Genomic DNA, 17,103 nt, shown 5'->3' with positions numbered 1-17,103 from the left:
GGCGCCGAGGAATCGACTCTCCGTCATGTGCTTCGTCTCGCCTTCCTCGCGACGCCGACCAGCACACCCTGGTCGGATCTGGTCCACGTCGGGAGGGACCGGCTACCTGCCGAACAACAGATTGTGTCCGAACAGTTACCAGAACCCGACGTCCCGACATTAGCAGCTATGCAACCAGTTCTCTTCAGATCCACTCACATGATTGCGTTTGCAGACAACAGATGCCGACTGCCGCAACATGCGCAATAATGCTGCGCCACTGCTGATCACGACCGCTTGCCACGCGATGACCAGCGGTCTTTCCAGTGTTGCGATAGAGGACACATCATCCGATTTATCGGCGGCACCGCGTATCCCACGCATGCTGTCAACCGCGCCTATCCGAAGCGGGTGGGAGAACAGGGTATTCGGCCACAGTCGCGACCAGAAGTTTGCTGGAACGTCCAGTTTGTTCTCAGACAGTGTCGCGAGGCCCGACAACAACGCCACTCTGGTGAAGATTGCCCGGATGTCGCCGGACCGCACCTGGTCGGACGGGTCTGGACCGATCATGAAGCCGAACTGAAGGGGCAGACCTTCGCATTTCGGCACCAACTACGAGGAACCGCGGGTACCGGATACTATGCCGCCATGGCAAAGCTGAAGGTCTCCGTCGATGTGCCGATCTCGCCCGAGGACGCGTGGTCGCATACGTCCAATCTGGCCGATCTCGACAAGTGGCTGACGATGCACGAGGCGTGGCGCAGCGAGGTGCCCGAGCAGCTGACGGTCGGCACCCAGTTGGTCGGTGTCGCCTCGGTGAAGGGTTTGCGGAACCGGGTGACGTGGACGGTGAAGGCCGCCGAGGCACCGAGGCGGCTGTTGCTGACCGGCGCAGGCAAGGGTGGCACCAAGCTCGGTCTCGAATTGCTGGTGGCGTCGAAGGGCGCCGGCTCGGAGGTGACCGTCGATATCGAGCTCGGCGGCAGGCCGCTGTTCGGGCCGATCGGTGCCGGGGTGGCGCGGGCGGTCAAGGGCGACATCGAGCGTTCGCTGGCCAAGTTCGTCGAGCTGTATGCCTGAATCAGGCTGTGCGGCAAGTACTACCGTGCCGCGGCGGTGATGCGGCGGCCGAGCCCGGCCTTCAGATGGTCGATGACGGCGCGGGTCCGGCGCGGTAGCGGGGCGGCCGCGGCGTAGACCGCGGCGATGTCGGCGCTGGGGGTCTGGATGTCGGGCAGTACCTGGACGAGCGAGCCGTCGCGCAGCAGCGGCTCGACGTGCCAGAGCGACCGCATCACCAGACCCCTTCCGGCCACACACCATTGGGTGATCACGTCGCCGTCGTTGCTGATCAGGTTGCCCGCCACCCGGATCGAGATCTCCTTGTCGCCGCTGTCGAACCGCCACAGCGCGTAGTCGGATTCGTTCTCGCGCAGGATGATGCAGCTGTGTTGTTCGAGTTCCTTGAGATTCGCGGGTGTTCCATTGCGCCGCAGGTACTCCGGTGACGCGCACAGCACCCGGCGATTGACCCACAGCCGGGTCGCGGTCAAGCGCGAATCCGGGAGGGCGCCGACCCTGATGTCGATGTCGAAACCGGTGCCCGCGATATTCAGCGGCAGCGACGAGAGCTCCAGATCCACCTGCACTCGCGGGTTTCGCTCGACGAATTCGGCGACCAGCGGCGCGATGTGAGCCCGGCCGAGGCCGATGGTCGATCGGACATGGACTCGGCCGCGCAGTTCGTGGCGCTGCTCGGCGATCGAGTCCTCCAGCTCCGCCAGTTGCGCGGCGATCACCGAAGCGCCTGCCGCGTAGCGCTCCCCCTCCGGTGTCAACGTCAGCCTGCGCGTGCTGCGTTGCACGAGTAGCACGCCGAGCCTGGCCTCCATCTGCGCGAGCCGCTTGCTCACCGAGGACACCGAGACGCCGAATTCGCGCGCGGCTTCGGTCAGGCTGCGCGAACGGGCGACGATGTCGAAGAACGTGACATCGTCGGTGGACGCACCGGGCACGCCGACCTCCTCGTCTTTTCGATTCGGGAAAGAGTCTCTTTCTCGTTCCGTGCTTTTGCGGCGGAATATCCGAGCCTACCGTTGTGATCGGCCCCACAACAACGGATTCCGGGGCCGCTATCGAGGAGATCGGAGAACGCGACGATGGGTTCAACGCACCGTATTGCCGTCATTCCAGGAGACGGCATCGGCAAAGAAGTCGTGCCACAGGGAGTTCGCGTGCTGGCCGCCGCGGCGGCGGCATTCGACTTCACCCTCGATTTCACCGAGTTCGACTTCGCGAGCGTGGAGTATTACACCGCGACCGGGCAAATGCTGCCGGACCGGTGGTTCGACGAGCTGGCCGGTTTCGACGCGATCTACTTCGGCGCGGTCGGCTGGCCCGAGGTGGTGCCGGACCACGTTTCGCTGTGGGGCAGCCTGTTGCAGTTCCGTCGGCACTTCGACCAGTACGTGAGCCTGCGGCCGGTCCGGCTGCTGCGCGGCATCACCAGCCCGCTGGCCGGTCGGCAGCCCGGCGAGGTCGACTTCTATGTGGTCAGGGAGAACACCGAGGGCGAGTACTCGAGCATCGGCGGCAAGATCTTCGAGGGCACCGAGCGCGAGACGGTGCTCCAGGAGACGGTGATGACCAGGACCGGCGTCGACCGAATCCTGAAGTACGCGTTCGAACTCGCGCAGCGGCGGCCGAATCGGCATCTCACGTCGGCGACCAAGAGCAATGGCATTTCCATCACGATGCCCTATTGGGACGAACGCGTTGCGGCGATGGCGAAGGACTATCCCGATATCGAGGTGGACAAGTACCACATCGATATTCTGACGGCCAATTTCGTGTTGCATCCGGACTGGTTCGACGTGGTCGTCGCGAGTAATCTGTTCGGCGATATTCTTTCCGACCTCGGGCCCGCCTGCACCGGAACCATCGGCATCGCGCCGAGTGGAAACATCAACCCGGAGCGGCTGTTTCCGAGTCTTTTCGAGCCGGTGCACGGGTCCGCTCCCGACATCGCCGGAAAGGGTATCGCCAATCCGATCGGCCAGATCTGGAGCGGGGCGATGATGCTGGAGCATCTCGGCGAGCAGGCCGCCGCCGATGCGGTGCTGGCGGCCGTCGAAACGGTGCTCTCCCAGGGGAAGTCGGGGCTGACGCCGGACATGGGCGGGGCCGAGACGACGGAATCCGTTGGCGGACAGGTGCGGGCGCGGCTCGAATCCGCGACATCGATGGCCCGGTCATGAGTGTGCAGGCCAAGACCGCGCGGTCGTGCACGCTGCCGACGCTGGACGGTATTCCGCTGATCGTGCCGATCATCCTCACCGCGGGGGTGCTCGCGGCGGGCGTCTTCGACTCGATACCGAAGAACATGATCGGCGGGCTCGCCGTGATCGTCGGGCTCGGGATGTTGCTCGGGCCGTTGGGCAATCGCCTGCCGGTCATCTCGAAGATCGGCGGTGGCGCGCTGATCTGCCTGATGGTGCCGTCGGTGCTGGTGTATTTCGGGGTGTTCAACGCGAACACGTTGGCCGCGGTGAACGCCTTGATGAAGGAGGCGAACTTCCTCTACTTCGTCATCAGCACACTGGTGGTGGGCAGCATCCTCGGGATGAGCCGGAAGGTGATGGTCGGCGGGCTGATCCGCATCTTTCCACCGCTGGTACTCGGCACGGTTGTCGCGGTGTCGGTGGGGATCGGTGTCGCGATGGTGTTCGGGTACGGGTTTCATCGGGCGTTGTTCTACATCGTGGTGCCGATCATCGGTGGCGGCATCGGCGAGGGCGTCATTCCGTTGTCCTCGGCGTATGCGTCGGCGTTGGGTGGGGACTCGGGAAGTTATGTGGCGGAACTGATTCCGGCGGCAATCATCGGAAATATCGCGGCGGTCATCCTCGCGGGACTTTTACGGAGGCTGGGTGACCGTCGGCCGCAGCTGGACGGTGGGGGCCAGTTGGTGAAGGTGGCGGCACCGGACATCACGCCGACTGCGCCGCTGCCGGACACCGCCGCGCCCAGTCGAAACCACGCGCTGGGCATTCTGCTCATCTGCGGACTGTTCGTGCTGGCCACGTTGCTGGAACGGTTCGTGCACCTGCCTGCGCCGGTGCTCGTGATCATCATGTCGGTGGTCTGCAAGCTGTTCGGTGTCTTCCCCGCCGACGTCGAGGACAGCGTGCGCGGGATCTACACGGTCATCTCCCGGTACTTCATCTATCCGACGATGATCGGGCTCGGGATGTTGTATCTGCCGTTGAAGAACATCATGGGCGTGATCTCGGTGGGGTACGTGGCCGCCTGCATCGCCGTCGTGATCGCGATGGCCGCCACCGGATTCTGGGTGGGGCGGGCCATCGGGATGTATCCGGTCGACGCGGCGTTGGTGACGGTGTGTCACAGCGGGCTCGGCGGAACCGGTGATGTGGCAATCCTTTCGGCGTCGAATCGGATGAATCTGATGCCGTTCGCGCAGATCTCGACTCGGATCGGCGGAGTGACCACGGTTATTTCGGCGGCGGCGTTGATCAGGGTGCTCGAAGGATGAGGGTCTTGGTCGCGCCCGACAAGTTCAAGGGGAGCCTGACTGCGGCCGAGGTCGCGGTCAGGCTGGCCCAGGGGCTGGCCGGAGCCGGTGTCGAGAGCAGGCAACTGCCACTTGCCGATGGTGGTGACGGCAGTGTCGATGCCGCCGTTGCGGCCGGGTTCACGGCTCGGTCGTGCACCGTCGCGGGGGCCATGGGAACGCCGTGGCGCGGGCGGATGGCGGTGTGCGGCGACACCGTCATCGTCGAGGTCGCGAATACCTGTGGGTTGGCCACCCTGCCCGGCGGCCGGAAGGAGCCGCTCGACGCGTCGAGTCTCGGTCTGGGACAGGCTGTTCGGCAAGCGCTGCTGTTGTCGCCGGGCCGGGTGGTGCTGGCTCTCGGGGGTAGTGCGAGTACCGATGGGGGCATGGGGCTGCTGACCGGCTTCGGATTTCGGTTCACTGATGACGCCGGGCGGGTTTTGCCGCCGAGTGGTCGGGCGTTGCTCCGGATCGCGGCGGTCGATGCCGCTGCGGCCGTGCGCCTGCCGCCGGTCGATCTCGTTGTTGCCTCCGATGTCACCAACCCGCTGACCGGGCCCGAAGGCGCTGCTGCCGTGTACGGGCCGCAGAAGGGAGCCGATCCAGTAGACGTGCACCTACTTGATCGAGGGCTCCGACACCTGGTGGAGATGTTGTCCTGCAACGGTTTTCCCGAGGCGGAACGCCTGGCAATGACGCCCGGTGCGGGCAGCGCGGGCGGGCTCGGATTCGCCGCCATGCTGCTCGGCGCTCGCATGAGCTCCGGGGCGGAGTTCTTCCTCGACCTACTCGACTTCGATCGACATTGCGCGGCGGCGGATCTGGTCATCACCGGCGAGGGCAGTCTCGATGCGCAAACCGAGCAGGGCAAGCTACCCGCTGCCGTCGCCCGGCGTGCCAAGCCCGTTCCCGTCATTGCCGTCACGGGCCGCACCGAGCTCCCTCGAAACCGGTGGAGCCGAACAGGTTTTGCCGAGGTGTACGCACTTGCCGACTACACCGATCGGGACACTGCGCGCGATCCTTCGCTGACCGCCGACTTGCTCGTGCGGATCGGCCGCCGGATCGGGCACTCGCGATTACTGGAGTCGACCGGTGATCAACTCGGCAAGTCTGCTGTGACAAGCCGATATCCGAGGTCCAGGTGCGACTGATCGAGCAGGCCGGCGTAGCGGGTGTGCCATGCGCCGGTCGCCAGATCCTCCCGCAACCGCGACAATCCCTCTTGCAGTAGCGGTTTCGGAGTGAGGGCCAGCATCGACATGCCCGCTTGGACTGTTTCGTCGAGATACGCTTCGGGCCTGCGCCAATAGGCGCCCCCGAAGCCGTCCCGACAATCGTGCGGGACCGGGATCGGCTGAACCACTGGATCTTTCAACAATGCCGTGAGGCCGTCGAGTGAGACGGCAAGTTTCGCGTCCGTCTCCGCCGCCGCCGGTAGATAGTCACGAACCAACCAGAACTGCCGGAACACCGCGTGGTCCCAGGTGAGAATCGCGATGCGGCGGCGGGCAACTCGCATCATCTCCGCGATGCCACGCTCGAGGTCGGTCCAGTGATGAATGGTCAGCACGGCGAGCGCCGCGTCCACCGAGCCGGTGCGCACCGGGAGCCGTTCGGCGGTCGCGCGAACCGCGGGAGCCGCGCCTGCCGGTCGTTGCGCGACCATCACCTGACTGGGTTCCACCGCGAGCACCGTCCGGCTCGGCTCGTAAGAACCGGTGCCCGCGCCGATATTGACCACGGTGTCCATGCCACGCAGCGCAGCGTCGATCGTGACGGCGATGCGCGGGTCCGGTTGCCGGGTCAGCACATACGTCCGCCCCGTAGCGTCATAGACGGTCATCGAGGCGCACTGCGGGCGGTACCGATCGTCATGATCGGACACTACCGCGAGCGGTGCACCGTCTGCTGCCCCCGCTATCGGTGGCATCCGCCCGGGTACAGGCACAGCCGTTAGGCCTGAGGTATCAGGGCATTAGGGCCATTACCGACCGCCTGGTCGCGGGGAACGATCAGACAGGTGAGAACCGACACCGCAACGCTCGTTCAACGATTACGCCTGACCGCGGCCGCCGATTGGCTGTGGGTCATCGTTCGGCTGACCAGATGGATACTCACCTGGAAGCGATACAACCCCGACTTCCGGCCCGCCGGTGCGGCGCCGATCTTCGTTTCCGCGCGGACGGCGGCCAGGATGATCCCTGACGACGCCGTCGTTGTCGGTGCCGGGCTCGGCGCCCACGGCAGGGCCTCGACGCTGTACTTCGCGCTGCGCGACCGGTTTCGCGAACAGCGGCACCCACACGGTCTCACCTGGATTCATTGCGGCGGCGCCGGCGGCCGTGGACGACTGCCCGGAACGCTGGACGACCTCGCGCAGCCCGGGCTGCTCGCGACGGTCATCACCGGCCATACCGAGACGATGCCCGCGCTGCGGCGGCTCGCCGATAGTGCGGCCATGGACATGCACGTGCTCCCCCAGGGGGTGCTCACGTTCCTGATCGAGGCCCAAGCACGAGGATCTCGCACGCTGCGCTCCACCGTCGGCGTGGGTACGTTCATGGACACCAGAGTGGGCACCGGATCCCAGCTGTGCGCCGACCCCGGCCCCGGCTTCGCGGTGCCGAGCGGCGATTCGCTGGAATATCGGCTGCCGCCCATCGACGTGGCGCTCTTCTTCGCACCGTGGGCGGATTCGACCGGGAACGTCTATTTCGAAGGTGCCACCTGTGTCACCGAAATGCACGATGCGGCGCTCGCCGCTCGCGCGAACGGCGGCACCGTCATCCTGATGGTGGCAGGCATCCTCGATGAAGCGAAAACGCCTGCCACACCGGCTATTCCGGCACACATGATCGATGCGATCGTGGTCGCCCGGTACGCCGAGCAGACGGCGTCAGTCCGCCAGACCGCGCAGTGGGACGCTTTTCTACCCGGAGCTACCGTCGACGAAGACCGCATGCTGGCAAGGATCGATATCCTGGACAGGGTCATGCGGGTCGCGCCCGACCGTAACGACGCCGACCGCGCCGTCGCGAGGCTGGCGGCGAAGATGCTGGCGCAACAGGTGCGCCCGGACGATCTCGTCAACATCGGTGTCGGATTGCCCGAAGAGGTCGCCCGCATCGTGTCGCACAGCGAACTCGGCAAGCAGATCCATTTCTCCACCGAGAGCGGAGTGCTCGGCGGTACTCCGGTGCAAGGTGGGTTCTTCGGGGTGGCGCTATCGCCCGAATCCATCAACAGCTCGGCCTGGATGTTCCACAAGTACGCGGAGGAGCTCGCTGTCACCTGCCTCGGCATGCTCGAATTCGACCGCGACGGCAACGTCAACGTGTCGCGAACCGGACCGGGTGTATTGCATTCGATCGGCCCGGGCGGCTTCATCGACATCACCGCGGGTGCGCAGGTGCTGATCTTCGTCGGAACGTGGAGCCGAGGCCGCGATACCGTCACCGAGGAAGGAAAAGTCCGCCTCGACACCGGCGGCCCCCGCAAGCTCACCGCCCACGTCCAGGAGATCACGTTCAACGGCAAACGGGCACTGCGGCAAGGCAAAACGATCTACTACGTGACGACGGCGGGCGTGTTCCAGCTGACCGAGGACGGCTTGGTGCTGACCCATGTGATGCCCGGTGTCGATCCGCGATCGGATATCCAGCGGATCGAACCGAGCGTCCAGCTGCCCGCGGCAGGACCCGCCGTCGTCAGCGCCGACGTGGTTACCGGACGAGCGTTCGTCTTACCGGGATCGACCGCGTTCCGCGTGACGTTGTAGCGCGCGAGATAGTTGACAGATGAAGCTCAGGCTCCGAGCCAGCGAGAGGTCAGGTCTCGTTCGGCCTCGGCGGTGAGTGAGCCGAGCACACGCAGGCGGGCGATGCCGCCGTCCGGGAAGATGTCGACGCGGACGTGCGTCGCGGGACGGCCGGTGGGGGCGAGCCGGAACCGATGGGGCGTGTCGGGTTGCAGCGTTGTCCTGGGCAGCAATTCGAACCAGGCAGCGTCGTCGGTGGGCGGAAGTGGTTCGGGGCCTTGGTGATCGATGGCGAGGATGCGGGTCTCGCCGGGGGCGTTGAACAGCAGGTTGGTGGTGTCGAGTTCGACCAATGCCGGGACGCCCTGGGCGGCGAGTTCGACGACAGCCCAGTCGTTTCCGCTGTCGCGGCGGCGCGCGGTCTCCCAACCCTCGGCCTGGTTGCGGGCCAGACCCGGCGAGAGCATATTGTCGGGGGCCGAGTAGAACATGTTGGAGCAGGCCACCGTGCGGGCGCCGTTTTCGAGGGCGGCGAGATCGACGGTGAGGCCGCAGAGCAGCGTCGGGTCCGGTACCACCTCACCGTGCACGCGCAGGCGGGCGACGCCGCCGTCCGGGTAGATGTTCAGACGGACGTGCGTGAAGATGCGGTCGTCGGCGACCGGCAGCTCGTGTGTCGCGTCGCCGCCCAGCGCGCTGCGCGGCACGATCTCCACCCATTCGGCCGAATCCAGTTGGGCCGGTGCCGGATAGCCGGGCACACGGCAGGCCTCGACCGAGGTGAACGGCGGGTAGTTGCCCTTGAACCAGGCGGTGTCGATGACGACGCCGCGGATCACGCCGGGCATGCCGAGCCGGATGATGGCCCAGTCGTGGCCGGGGCCGCGGTGGCGGCGGGTCTCCCAGCCGTCGTACTCCTGACCCTTGGGTCCGAAAGTGTGCTCGGCGAAGCGGGGTTGCCAAGGGTTGATGAGGTTTTCGCGTTCCTCGAACGATTCGTCGCTGGCGGCGATCACACCGGCACGGTTGGTGCGCAGCGCCAGGTCCGGCAGGCTGGTGAAGTCAGACATTGTTCCCTATCCGGTTGTGGTGCAAGGAGATAAGGCTGCCCGCGGGCGGGCGGCCGTTACCGGCGACGCGGCCGCGCAGCCAGGTGGCGTGGACCAGGCCGCGGAGTTCGCGGCCGCCGTACGGGGTGATCGGGTTCTTGTGCGCCAAGGCGCCGGGATCGACGGTGATCGACGCCCACGGGTCGAAGGCGACCAGGTCGGCGTCGCAGCCGACCGCGATCCGGCCCTTGTGCGACAAACCGGCCAGCTCGGCGGGCGCGGCGGCCATCCACCGAACGACATCGGTCAGCCGGAAACCACGCTCGGCGGCCGAGGTCCACACGGCGGGCAAACCGATCTGCAGCGACGAAATGCCGCCCCACGCGGTCGCGAAGTCACCCTCTTTCAGGTCCGGCGTGCACGGCGAATGGTCGGAGACCACGCACGACAGCACGCCGTCGGCCAGGCCCTGCCACAGCGCGTCCTGGTTGCCCGCGTCACGGATCGGCGGGCAGCACTTGAACGCGGTGGACGATGCCTCGGCGGCCGAGAGGGTCAGATAGTGCGGGCAGGTCTCCGCGGTGATCCGGACGCCACGCGCCTGCGCCGCGGCGAGCGGTTCGAGGCAGGCGGCCGCCGAGACGTGCAGGATGTGCGCGCGCACGCCGGTCAGTTCGGCGAGCGCGATAACCTCTTGCACCGCAGCCTTTTCCGCCGCGCCCGGGCGCGAATCCAGGAACGCGCGATACGACCCGTCGACCGGATCGTGCAGGCGCACCGGATCTTCGGCGTGTACGACGAGCAGCCCGTCGAACTCGGCGAGCTCGCGCATCACCCGCTCCACCTCACCGAGCCCGAGCGGCGGGAATTCCTCCACGCCGGACGGGGAGAGGAAGCATTTGAAGCCGACCACACCTGCCTCGTGCAGCGGCCGCAGCGACGACAGGTTGCCGGGAATCGCGCCGCCCCAGAAGGCGACGTCGACGTGGCACTGCCCTTGCGCCACAGTCTGTTTCGTCGCCAGATGGGGCACGGTGACCGTCGGCGGCAGCGAGTTGAGCGGCATGTCGACGATCGTCGTCACCCCGCCCGCGGCGGCGGCCTTAGTTGCCGTGGCGAAACCCTCCCACTCGGTTCGCCCCGGCTCGTTGACGTGCACGTGCGAATCCACCAGGCCCGGCAGCACGACGAGGTCGGCCAGATCGGTGGTCGCCGCTGCGGGAAGCACAGCGTCGTACTCTGCCAACGCGGCAATCTTCCCGTCCCGCACCGCAATCGAGGCCGCGCGGACGCCCTCCGGCAGGGCAACCCGCCGGGACCGGATTACCAGATCATGCATGAGCACTCGCTCCCAGCCAGGCGCCGGCGATCTCACCGGCGAGCCGTTCCAACAGGGGTCCTGCCTGCGCCATGCAGACCTCGGGGTCGGGCTCGAGGTCGGTCAGCGCGTACGCGTGCTCGATGTGCGCGCGGCGCAGCTGCTCGTCGGTGAGCGAGCGTTGCCCGGCCACCGCGACGACCGGCACGCTGACGCCCGCCGCGGCCTGAGCGACCCCGACCGGCGCTTTGCCGTGCAGGGTCTGCGAGTCGAGCGAGCCCTCGCCGGTGATCACCAGCCGCGCGCCCTCGATCTGCTCGGCGAAGGACATCAGTTCCAGGATGATCTCGATGCCCGGCCGCACGGTCGCGCCGAGAAACGCGAGCGCGGCGTAGCCGACTCCGCCTGCGGCACCGGCGCCGGGCCGGTCTGCTACGTCGGCACCGAGGTCGCGTTCGACGATCGAGGCCAAACGTGCCAGGCCCCATTCCAGTTCGTCGATATCGCCGGGCCGCGCGCCCTTCTGCGGGCCGTAAACCTGTGCGGCGCCGCGTGGTCCGAACAGCGGGTTGTCCACGTCGGAGGCCACGATCACCGGTACCTGCAGCATCTCGCTGGCATCGATGCGGGCCAACCGGGTCAGTGCCGCGCCGCCGCGCGGCAGCTCCAGTCCGTGCTCGTCGAGGAACCGGACGCCGAGCGCGGACATCATGCCCACTCCCCCGTCCGTGCAGGCGCTGCCGCCCAGCCCGAGCACTACGCTGCGGGCACCGCGTGTGGCGGCCGCCCGGATCAGCTCGCCGGTGCCGTAACTGGTTGCCGTCATGGCGGTTTGGCAGGTCGGCCGCACCGGCAGCCGACGCAGGCCGGACGCTTCCGCCAGCTCGATCACCGCCGCCTCGCCCCTCATCGCGAACGAGGCGGCCACCGGTAACCCCAGCGGACCGGCGGCGCTCGTCTGGAAGCGGACGAAGCCCGACTCCACGACGGCGTCGACCGTGCCGTCGCCCCCGTCGGCCACCGGCATGGTGACGACGGGGATATCCGGGCGGACCCGGCGGAGTCCGGTGGCGAGGTGCGCGGCGACCTGAGGCGCGGTCAGCGACCCCTTGAACTTGTCGGGGGCGACGACGCAATGGCCATCACGCCACCCGCCGCGCACTTGTCTCGAGAGCGGAGCGTCCGGCCCGCTCACCTGCCGCCTCCGACCGGTTCCGGCTCCGGCTCGATGGCGACGGTGGCGGTGGGCGCGTCCGCGGCGGACAGCGCCAGCTCTTCGAATTCGACGATATTGTCGATCTCCAAACCCATGGACACGTTGGTGACGCGCTCGAGGATGCACTCGACGACCACCGGCACCCGATGCTCGGCCATCAACTTCTTGGCGTCTTCCAGTGCCTGGCCGATGTGTTCGGGTTCGAAGACGCGGATCGCCTTGCAGCCCAGCCCTTCCGCGACCTTGACGTGGTCCACACCGTAGCCTGCGACCTCAGGGCTGTTGATGTTGTCGAAGTCGAGCTGGACGTAATAGTCCATCGAGAAGTTCCGCTGCGCCTGACGGATCAGGCCCAGGTAGGAGTTGTTCACGAGGACGTGGATGTAGGGGATGTTGAACTGTGCGCCGACGGCCAATTCCTCGATGAGGAACTGGAAGTCGTAGTCACCGGACAGGGCGACCACGGTGGCGTCGGGGACGGCGGTTGCTACACCCAGCGCGGCGGGCAGGGTCCAGCCAAGCGGTCCGGCCTGGCCCGCGTTGATCCAATGGCGTGGCTTGTAGACGTGCAGCAGTTGCGACGCCTGGATCTGGGAGAGGCCGATGGTGCTGACGTAGCGGATGTCGGGTCCGAACGCCCTGTTCATTTCCTCATAGACCCGCTGGGGTTTGATCGGGACGTTGTCGAAGTGAGTCTTGCGCTGGCCCAGTTGCTTTCGGGCACGCACCTGCCCGGCCCAATCTGAACGGTCGCGCAACTCACCCTTCGCCGCGAGCTCACGGGCAACCTCGACGAACACCTTCAACGCCGCACCGGCATCGGAAGTGATACCGAAATCAGGAGCGAAGACACGACCGATCTGCGTCGGCTCGATATCGACGTGCACGAAAGTGCGGTCCTTGGTGTAGGTCTCGACACCACCGGTATGCCGGTTGGCCCACCTGTTACCGATACCGAGGACGAAATCGGATTCGAGCATCGTCGCGTTGCCGTAGCGGTGCGAGGTCTGCAGGCCGACCATGCCCGCGTGCAGCTTATGATCGTCGGGGATCGTGCCCCAGCCCATCAACGTCGGCACCACCGGAACACCGGTCAGTTCAGCGAATTCGACGAGCAGCTCGGCCGCGTCGGCATTCACGATGCCGCCACCAGCGACCAGCAACGGACGCTCGGCCGCATTCAGCATCGCGACGGCCTTCTCGGCCTGCGCCCTGGTCGCGGCCGGGCGATGCACCACCAGCGGCTCGTAAGTGTCGATGTCGAACTCGATCTCGGCCAGCTGCACATCGATCGGCAGATCGATCAACACCGGCCCCGGCCGACCCTCACGCATCAACCGGAACGCCTTCTGAAACGTACCCGGCACCTGCGCGGGCTCCAGCACAGTCACCGCCCACTTGGCCACCGGCCCAGCGATCGAGGCGATATCGACAGCCTGGAAATCCTCCTTGTGCAACTTGGCCACCGGCGCCTGACCAGTGATACACAAGATCGGAATCGAATCCGCACTCGCCGAATACAACCCAGTGATCATGTCGGTACCTGCCGGACCGGAGGTTCCGATGCAGACACCGATGTTCCCCGCAGTGGCACGGGTATAACCCTCAGCCATATGTGACGCCGCCTCGACATGACGAGCCAGCACATGCTTGATCCCGCCATGCGCGCGCATCGCACTGTAGAACGGATTGATCGCCGCACCCGGCAGACCGAACGCCTGTGTCGCGCCCTCTTTTTCGAGAATCAACACCGCCGCGTCAACGGTACGCATCCGTGCCATGCTCAACGCTCCTTGTTCTGGCGCGTGCTGCACGATTGCATCGCGTGCGGCACCGCACTGTCGGCAGGTTTGTCGCTGCGCACCCAGCCGTCGGGCAGCCGAACGCCGCATTCCTCGTGGCGCGCGAGCACCTGCGCCACGGCGGGCATCCTCATGCCTCGACCCGGCCGGACAGCGCCTCGGCGACCAGCAGCAGACCGGAGTGGTCCAGCGAGCCGTAGCCCATCGCCCGGCCCGCCGCGATCAGCTGCGCGGTGAGCGCGCCCATCGGGATGGACACCTCGGCCTCGCGGGCGGCCTGCAGGATGATGCCCATGTCCTTGTGGTGCAGGTCGATCCGGAAGCCGGGCACGAAGTTGCGGGCCAGCATGGTCTCGCGCTTGAGCTCGAGGATCTTGCTGCCCGCGAGCCCGCCGGCCAACACGTCCAGTCCCTTGGCCGCGTCCGCGCCCAGGTTCTCCATCAGCAGGATCGCCTCGGCGACAAGAGCGTAGGTACCGCCGACGACGAGCTGGTTGGCTGCCTTGACGCACTGGCCCGCACCGCTGCCACCAACCAGCGCGAAGGTCTTGCCCACCGTCTGGAAAATCGGTGTCGCGGCCGCGAAATCGGCCTCGGAACCGCCGACCATGATCGACAGGGCCGCGTTGATCGCCCCGTTCTCACCGCCGCTCACCGGCGCGTCGAGCACCCGGAGATCGTTCTTCTTGCCCTGCTCCGCGGTCCACTTGGCCGTCTTCGGGGTGATCGTGGAAAAGTCGATGTAGAGGGTGCCGGGGACGGTGTTCTGCAGGATGTCGGGGAAGACCTGCTCGATCTGCTCGTCCTGGGGCAGCATCGTGATGACGATGTCCTTGTCCCGGACCGCCTCCGCGACACTGGCGGCGGCGGAACCGCCTGCCTCCTTGAGCTTTTCCAGGCCCTTGGGGCCGATGTCGTAGCCGGTTACTTCGTGTCCGGCCTTGACCAGGTGTCCCGCCATCGGGCTGCCCATGATCCCGAGGCCGATAAAACCGATCTTGCTCATCTCATCCACTTCCAATCAAGCTCAGGGTCTTTGTATTCGAGGCCGATCCAGCCGTCGTAGCCTGCGGCGCTGAGGGTTTCGAAGAGCGTGGCGAAGTCGAGTTCGCCGGTGCCCGGTCGGCCGCGGCCGGGATCGTCGGCGATCTGTACGTGGCCGATGTGCTGGGCGTAGGTCTTGATCACCTGGATCAGGTTCTCGTCCATCCGGGCCAGGTGGTAGAGGTCGCAGAGGAAGCGCACGTTCGGCTCACCGGTCTGCTCGATCACACGGACGGCATGCTCGGCGCTGACGATCGGATAGTGCGGCGACTCATGGGCATTCAGCGCTTCGACGAGCACCGTGGCGTCGATCCGAGCGGCGGCGCGGGCGGCCAGGCGCAGGTTCTCCAGCGCGAGCTCGTCCTGCTTCGCCGGATCCTCGCCCGCGATGCGGTTGCCGTAGAGGGCATTCAGCGCGCGGCAGCCGGTGCGTTCGGCGATCCCGACGGCCACTTCGATGTTGTCGCGGAACCTGGTGATCTCGCCGGGGACGGAGACCAGGCCGCGTCCCACCGGAATGAGATCGATGAAATTCAGGCCGACCAACTGCACACCGGCGTCGTCGATCGCGCGAACAAATGCGTCGATCTCATTATCCGCCGGTGTGGCGTCTTCGCCGAAGGGCCACCAGAATTCGACCGCGTCGAAACCGGCGGCCTTGGCGGCGGCCGGACGCTGCAGCAGTGGCAGGTCGGTGAAAAGAATAGAGCAATTGACGTCGAATTTCGGGAGACCGGACTCCCCTGCGTAATGCTTCACTCAGCTCCTTCGCGATATTTCTTCCAGCTGCCGATGCGGGTGATGTCGATCAGCTCCGGGTACGACGTGGGCGGCCGGCGCAACACCATCGACAGGACCGACCTGCCGTCGTCCAGCTCGATCGCGCCGAGCTCCAGTTCGGGCGGCTCCGCAGGTAGCAGGTGTTCGCGGAGCACATCGAGTGGCACGTCGAACAGTTCGCCGGTGATCGAGTAGCCGCCGTCCGGCGACGGGTCGAGGCCGGGAAAACGGTCGCCCACCGAGAAGAATCGGTAGCGCGGAGCGGTTTTCGCTTCACCGGCGAACGGCGCGCCGTTCAACAGATGGTTGAGCGGCCCGCCGCGCATGGCGGAACCGTTCAGGAAAATCAACGGCATAATCGGGTCCTTTTGTGTCGAATTTCACCAAGTATGCAGGGATTACCCGGTATCGGGATAGATGAGATCAACCCAAAGCTGCTCTAGCATTTCGGAGCGCATTTTGTATGATGCTCCAGCGTAGGATGCTCCAGCCGAATAGCTTCACCAGACCGGAAGCAAATCCCGATGGATAGGGCCGTCACTGGTCGTGAGCGGTTGCGCGGAGCCGCCGCGGCGCACCGCGACGATCTCAGCGGCGATGGCGACCGCAGTCTCCTCGGCGGTGCGCCCGCCGAGGTCGAGTCCGATGGGCGAATGCAGCAGGGCCAGTTCGGATTCCGAGAGACCGACGGCGCGCAGGCTGGCCATCCGCTGGTCGTGGGTGCGGCGCGATCCCATCGCGCCGACGTAAGCGACGGGCAGACGTAATGCCTTCTCCAGCAAGGGAATATCGAACTTCGCGTCGTGGGTCAGCACGCACAGCACGGTCCGGGAGTCGACGGTGGTGCGGGCCAGGTAGCGGTCGGGCCACTCGACGACGACCTCGTGGGCATCGGGAAATCGCGCCTGGGTCGCGAAGACGGGACGGGCATCGCACACGGTGACGTGATAGCCGAGAAACCGGCCGATCCGCGTCACCGCGGCCGCGAAATCTATTGCGCCGAACACGATCATGCGTGGCGGCGGTACATGGGATTCCACGAAGATGGTGATCTCACGATCACCACAGCCGATGACGCGGATACCGGTGGCGGCCACCTCGAGCATCGCCCTGGCCTCGGCCACCACGACCGGGTCGAACGTCGCCCCGAGCGTCCACCACGGCCCCAAAGCCATTGCGGCCCCGGTGTTCAGGTCGCGCACCAGCGCCACCGGCTCGGCCGATCGGAGCAGCGCCTCGATCGTGTCGTACTCGGCGGGGGTGATCGGCTGGATGAACACCTCGATCTTGCCCCCGCAGGTCAGTCCGACGGCGAAGGCGTCGTCGTCGCTGTATCCGAAGGTTTCGCGCACCGGCTGCCCGGTGCGCAGCGCCTCGCGGCAGAGCTCGTACACCGCACCCTCGACGCAGCCACCGGAAATGCTGCCGATGACAACGCCTTCGGCGTCCACCGCCAGGGCGGCGCCCGGTGGCCGCGGCGCGCTGCCGCTGACGCCGATGACGGTGGCGACGGCGTAGGACTTGCCCGCCGTGTGCCATTGCAAGAGTTCTGCCGCGAGGTCACGCATTGCTATTC

The 17,103-nt window shown here is 66.4% G+C and carries 17 protein-coding genes; 5 read left to right on the top strand and 12 right to left on the bottom strand.

All coding sequences use genetic code 11. The features are described 5' to 3' along the window. Positions 1 to 159: 159 nt before the first annotated feature. Positions 160 to 552 (bottom strand): hypothetical protein, encoded by a 393-nt coding sequence (locus tag ABZ942_RS20095; protein WP_357384026.1) that lies wholly within the window; start codon positions 550 to 552, stop codon positions 160 to 162. Positions 553 to 630: 78 nt separating this feature from the next. On the opposite strand from ABZ942_RS20095, the gene ABZ942_RS20090 reads away from it, so the two are divergent. After that, positions 631 to 1,062, top strand: a complete 432-nt coding sequence (locus tag ABZ942_RS20090; protein ID WP_357384024.1) for an SRPBCC family protein — start codon at positions 631 to 633, stop codon at positions 1,060 to 1,062. Positions 1,063 to 1,082: 20 nt separating this feature from the next. Here the strand turns inward: ABZ942_RS20090 and ABZ942_RS20085 are convergent, their stop codons facing one another. Next, entirely contained in the window at positions 1,083 to 1,997 is a 915-nt protein-coding gene (locus ABZ942_RS20085; protein ID WP_357384022.1) for a LysR family transcriptional regulator, read from the bottom strand. 144 nt (positions 1,998 to 2,141) lie between these two features. Here ABZ942_RS20085 and ABZ942_RS20080 point away from each other — a divergent pair, with 144 nt between their 5' ends. From ABZ942_RS20080 to ABZ942_RS20070, 3 genes are read left to right on the top strand one after another with little or no spacing between them, the layout of a single operon-like run. Then, positions 2,142 to 3,239, top strand: a complete 1,098-nt coding sequence (locus ABZ942_RS20080) for a tartrate dehydrogenase (RefSeq protein ID WP_357384020.1) — start codon at positions 2,142 to 2,144, stop codon at positions 3,237 to 3,239. Then, positions 3,236 to 4,537 carry a 2-hydroxycarboxylate transporter family protein gene (locus tag ABZ942_RS20075; protein ID WP_357384018.1) on the top strand — a complete coding sequence of 434 codons (1,302 nt, stop codon included), beginning with the start codon at positions 3,236 to 3,238 and terminating at the stop codon, positions 4,535 to 4,537. The genes ABZ942_RS20080 and ABZ942_RS20075 overlap by 4 nt, the downstream gene beginning before the upstream one ends. After that, a complete protein-coding gene (locus tag ABZ942_RS20070; RefSeq protein WP_357384016.1) occupies positions 4,534 to 5,712 on the top strand; it encodes a glycerate kinase in 1,179 nt (392 codons plus the stop codon). The genes ABZ942_RS20075 and ABZ942_RS20070 overlap by 4 nt, the downstream gene beginning before the upstream one ends. On the opposite strand, the gene ABZ942_RS20065 is transcribed toward ABZ942_RS20070, so the two are convergent. After that, positions 5,658 to 6,446, bottom strand: a complete 789-nt coding sequence (locus ABZ942_RS20065) for a class I SAM-dependent methyltransferase (RefSeq protein WP_357384014.1) — start codon at positions 6,444 to 6,446, stop codon at positions 5,658 to 5,660. The genes ABZ942_RS20070 and ABZ942_RS20065 overlap by 55 nt on opposite strands. Before the next feature lie 135 nt (positions 6,447 to 6,581). On the opposite strand from ABZ942_RS20065, the gene ABZ942_RS20060 reads away from it, so the two are divergent. Then, complete coding sequence (locus ABZ942_RS20060; protein WP_357384012.1) at positions 6,582 to 8,339, top strand: hypothetical protein; 1,758 nt, start codon at positions 6,582 to 6,584, stop codon at positions 8,337 to 8,339. Between the two features lie 26 nt (positions 8,340 to 8,365). Here ABZ942_RS20060 and alc read toward each other — a convergent pair whose 3' ends face one another. The 9 genes from alc to ABZ942_RS20015 all read right to left on the bottom strand — a co-directional run bounded on the left by alc (position 8,366) and on the right by ABZ942_RS20015 (position 17,095). Next, complete coding sequence (alc, locus tag ABZ942_RS20055) at positions 8,366 to 9,388, bottom strand: allantoicase (RefSeq protein ID WP_357384009.1); 1,023 nt, start codon at positions 9,386 to 9,388, stop codon at positions 8,366 to 8,368. Beyond that, a complete protein-coding gene (gene allB / locus ABZ942_RS20050) occupies positions 9,381 to 10,706 on the bottom strand; it encodes an allantoinase AllB (protein WP_357384007.1) in 1,326 nt (441 codons plus the stop codon). Before allB ends, alc begins: the two co-directional genes overlap by 8 nt. Further along, positions 10,699 to 11,880, bottom strand: a complete 1,182-nt coding sequence (locus ABZ942_RS20045) for a glycerate kinase (protein WP_357384005.1) — start codon at positions 11,878 to 11,880, stop codon at positions 10,699 to 10,701. Before ABZ942_RS20045 ends, allB begins: the two co-directional genes overlap by 8 nt. Beyond that, positions 11,877 to 13,682, bottom strand: coding sequence for a glyoxylate carboligase (gene gcl, locus ABZ942_RS20040; RefSeq protein WP_357384003.1), 1,806 nt, complete (start codon positions 13,680 to 13,682; stop codon positions 11,877 to 11,879). The genes ABZ942_RS20045 and gcl overlap by 4 nt, the downstream gene beginning before the upstream one ends. A 2-nt stretch (positions 13,683 to 13,684) precedes the next feature. Next, on the bottom strand, positions 13,685 to 13,822 hold the full coding sequence (locus tag ABZ942_RS20035) for a hypothetical protein (RefSeq protein WP_357384001.1): 138 nt from the start codon (positions 13,820 to 13,822) through the stop codon (positions 13,685 to 13,687). A gap of 11 nt (positions 13,823 to 13,833) precedes the next feature. Beyond that, on the bottom strand, positions 13,834 to 14,709 hold the full coding sequence (locus tag ABZ942_RS20030) for an NAD(P)-binding domain-containing protein (RefSeq protein ID WP_357383999.1): 876 nt from the start codon (positions 14,707 to 14,709) through the stop codon (positions 13,834 to 13,836). After that, positions 14,706 to 15,506 (bottom strand): TIM barrel protein, encoded by an 801-nt coding sequence (locus tag ABZ942_RS20025; RefSeq protein ID WP_357383997.1) that lies wholly within the window; start codon positions 15,504 to 15,506, stop codon positions 14,706 to 14,708. Before ABZ942_RS20025 ends, ABZ942_RS20030 begins: the two co-directional genes overlap by 4 nt. Next, complete coding sequence (locus ABZ942_RS20020; RefSeq protein WP_357383995.1) at positions 15,503 to 15,883, bottom strand: gamma-glutamylcyclotransferase; 381 nt, start codon at positions 15,881 to 15,883, stop codon at positions 15,503 to 15,505. Before ABZ942_RS20020 ends, ABZ942_RS20025 begins: the two co-directional genes overlap by 4 nt. A gap of 144 nt (positions 15,884 to 16,027) precedes the next feature. After that, positions 16,028 to 17,095, bottom strand: coding sequence for an XdhC family protein (locus tag ABZ942_RS20015; RefSeq protein ID WP_357383994.1), 1,068 nt, complete (start codon positions 17,093 to 17,095; stop codon positions 16,028 to 16,030). Positions 17,096 to 17,103: the final 8 nt, after the last annotated feature.

Source organism: Nocardia sp. NPDC046473 (assembly GCF_040645995.1).
GTDB lineage: Bacteria > Actinomycetota > Actinomycetes > Mycobacteriales > Mycobacteriaceae > Nocardia.
The sequence above is the reverse complement of the archived record's forward strand: the minus strand, read 5'-3'. Positions and strand labels throughout refer to the sequence as shown.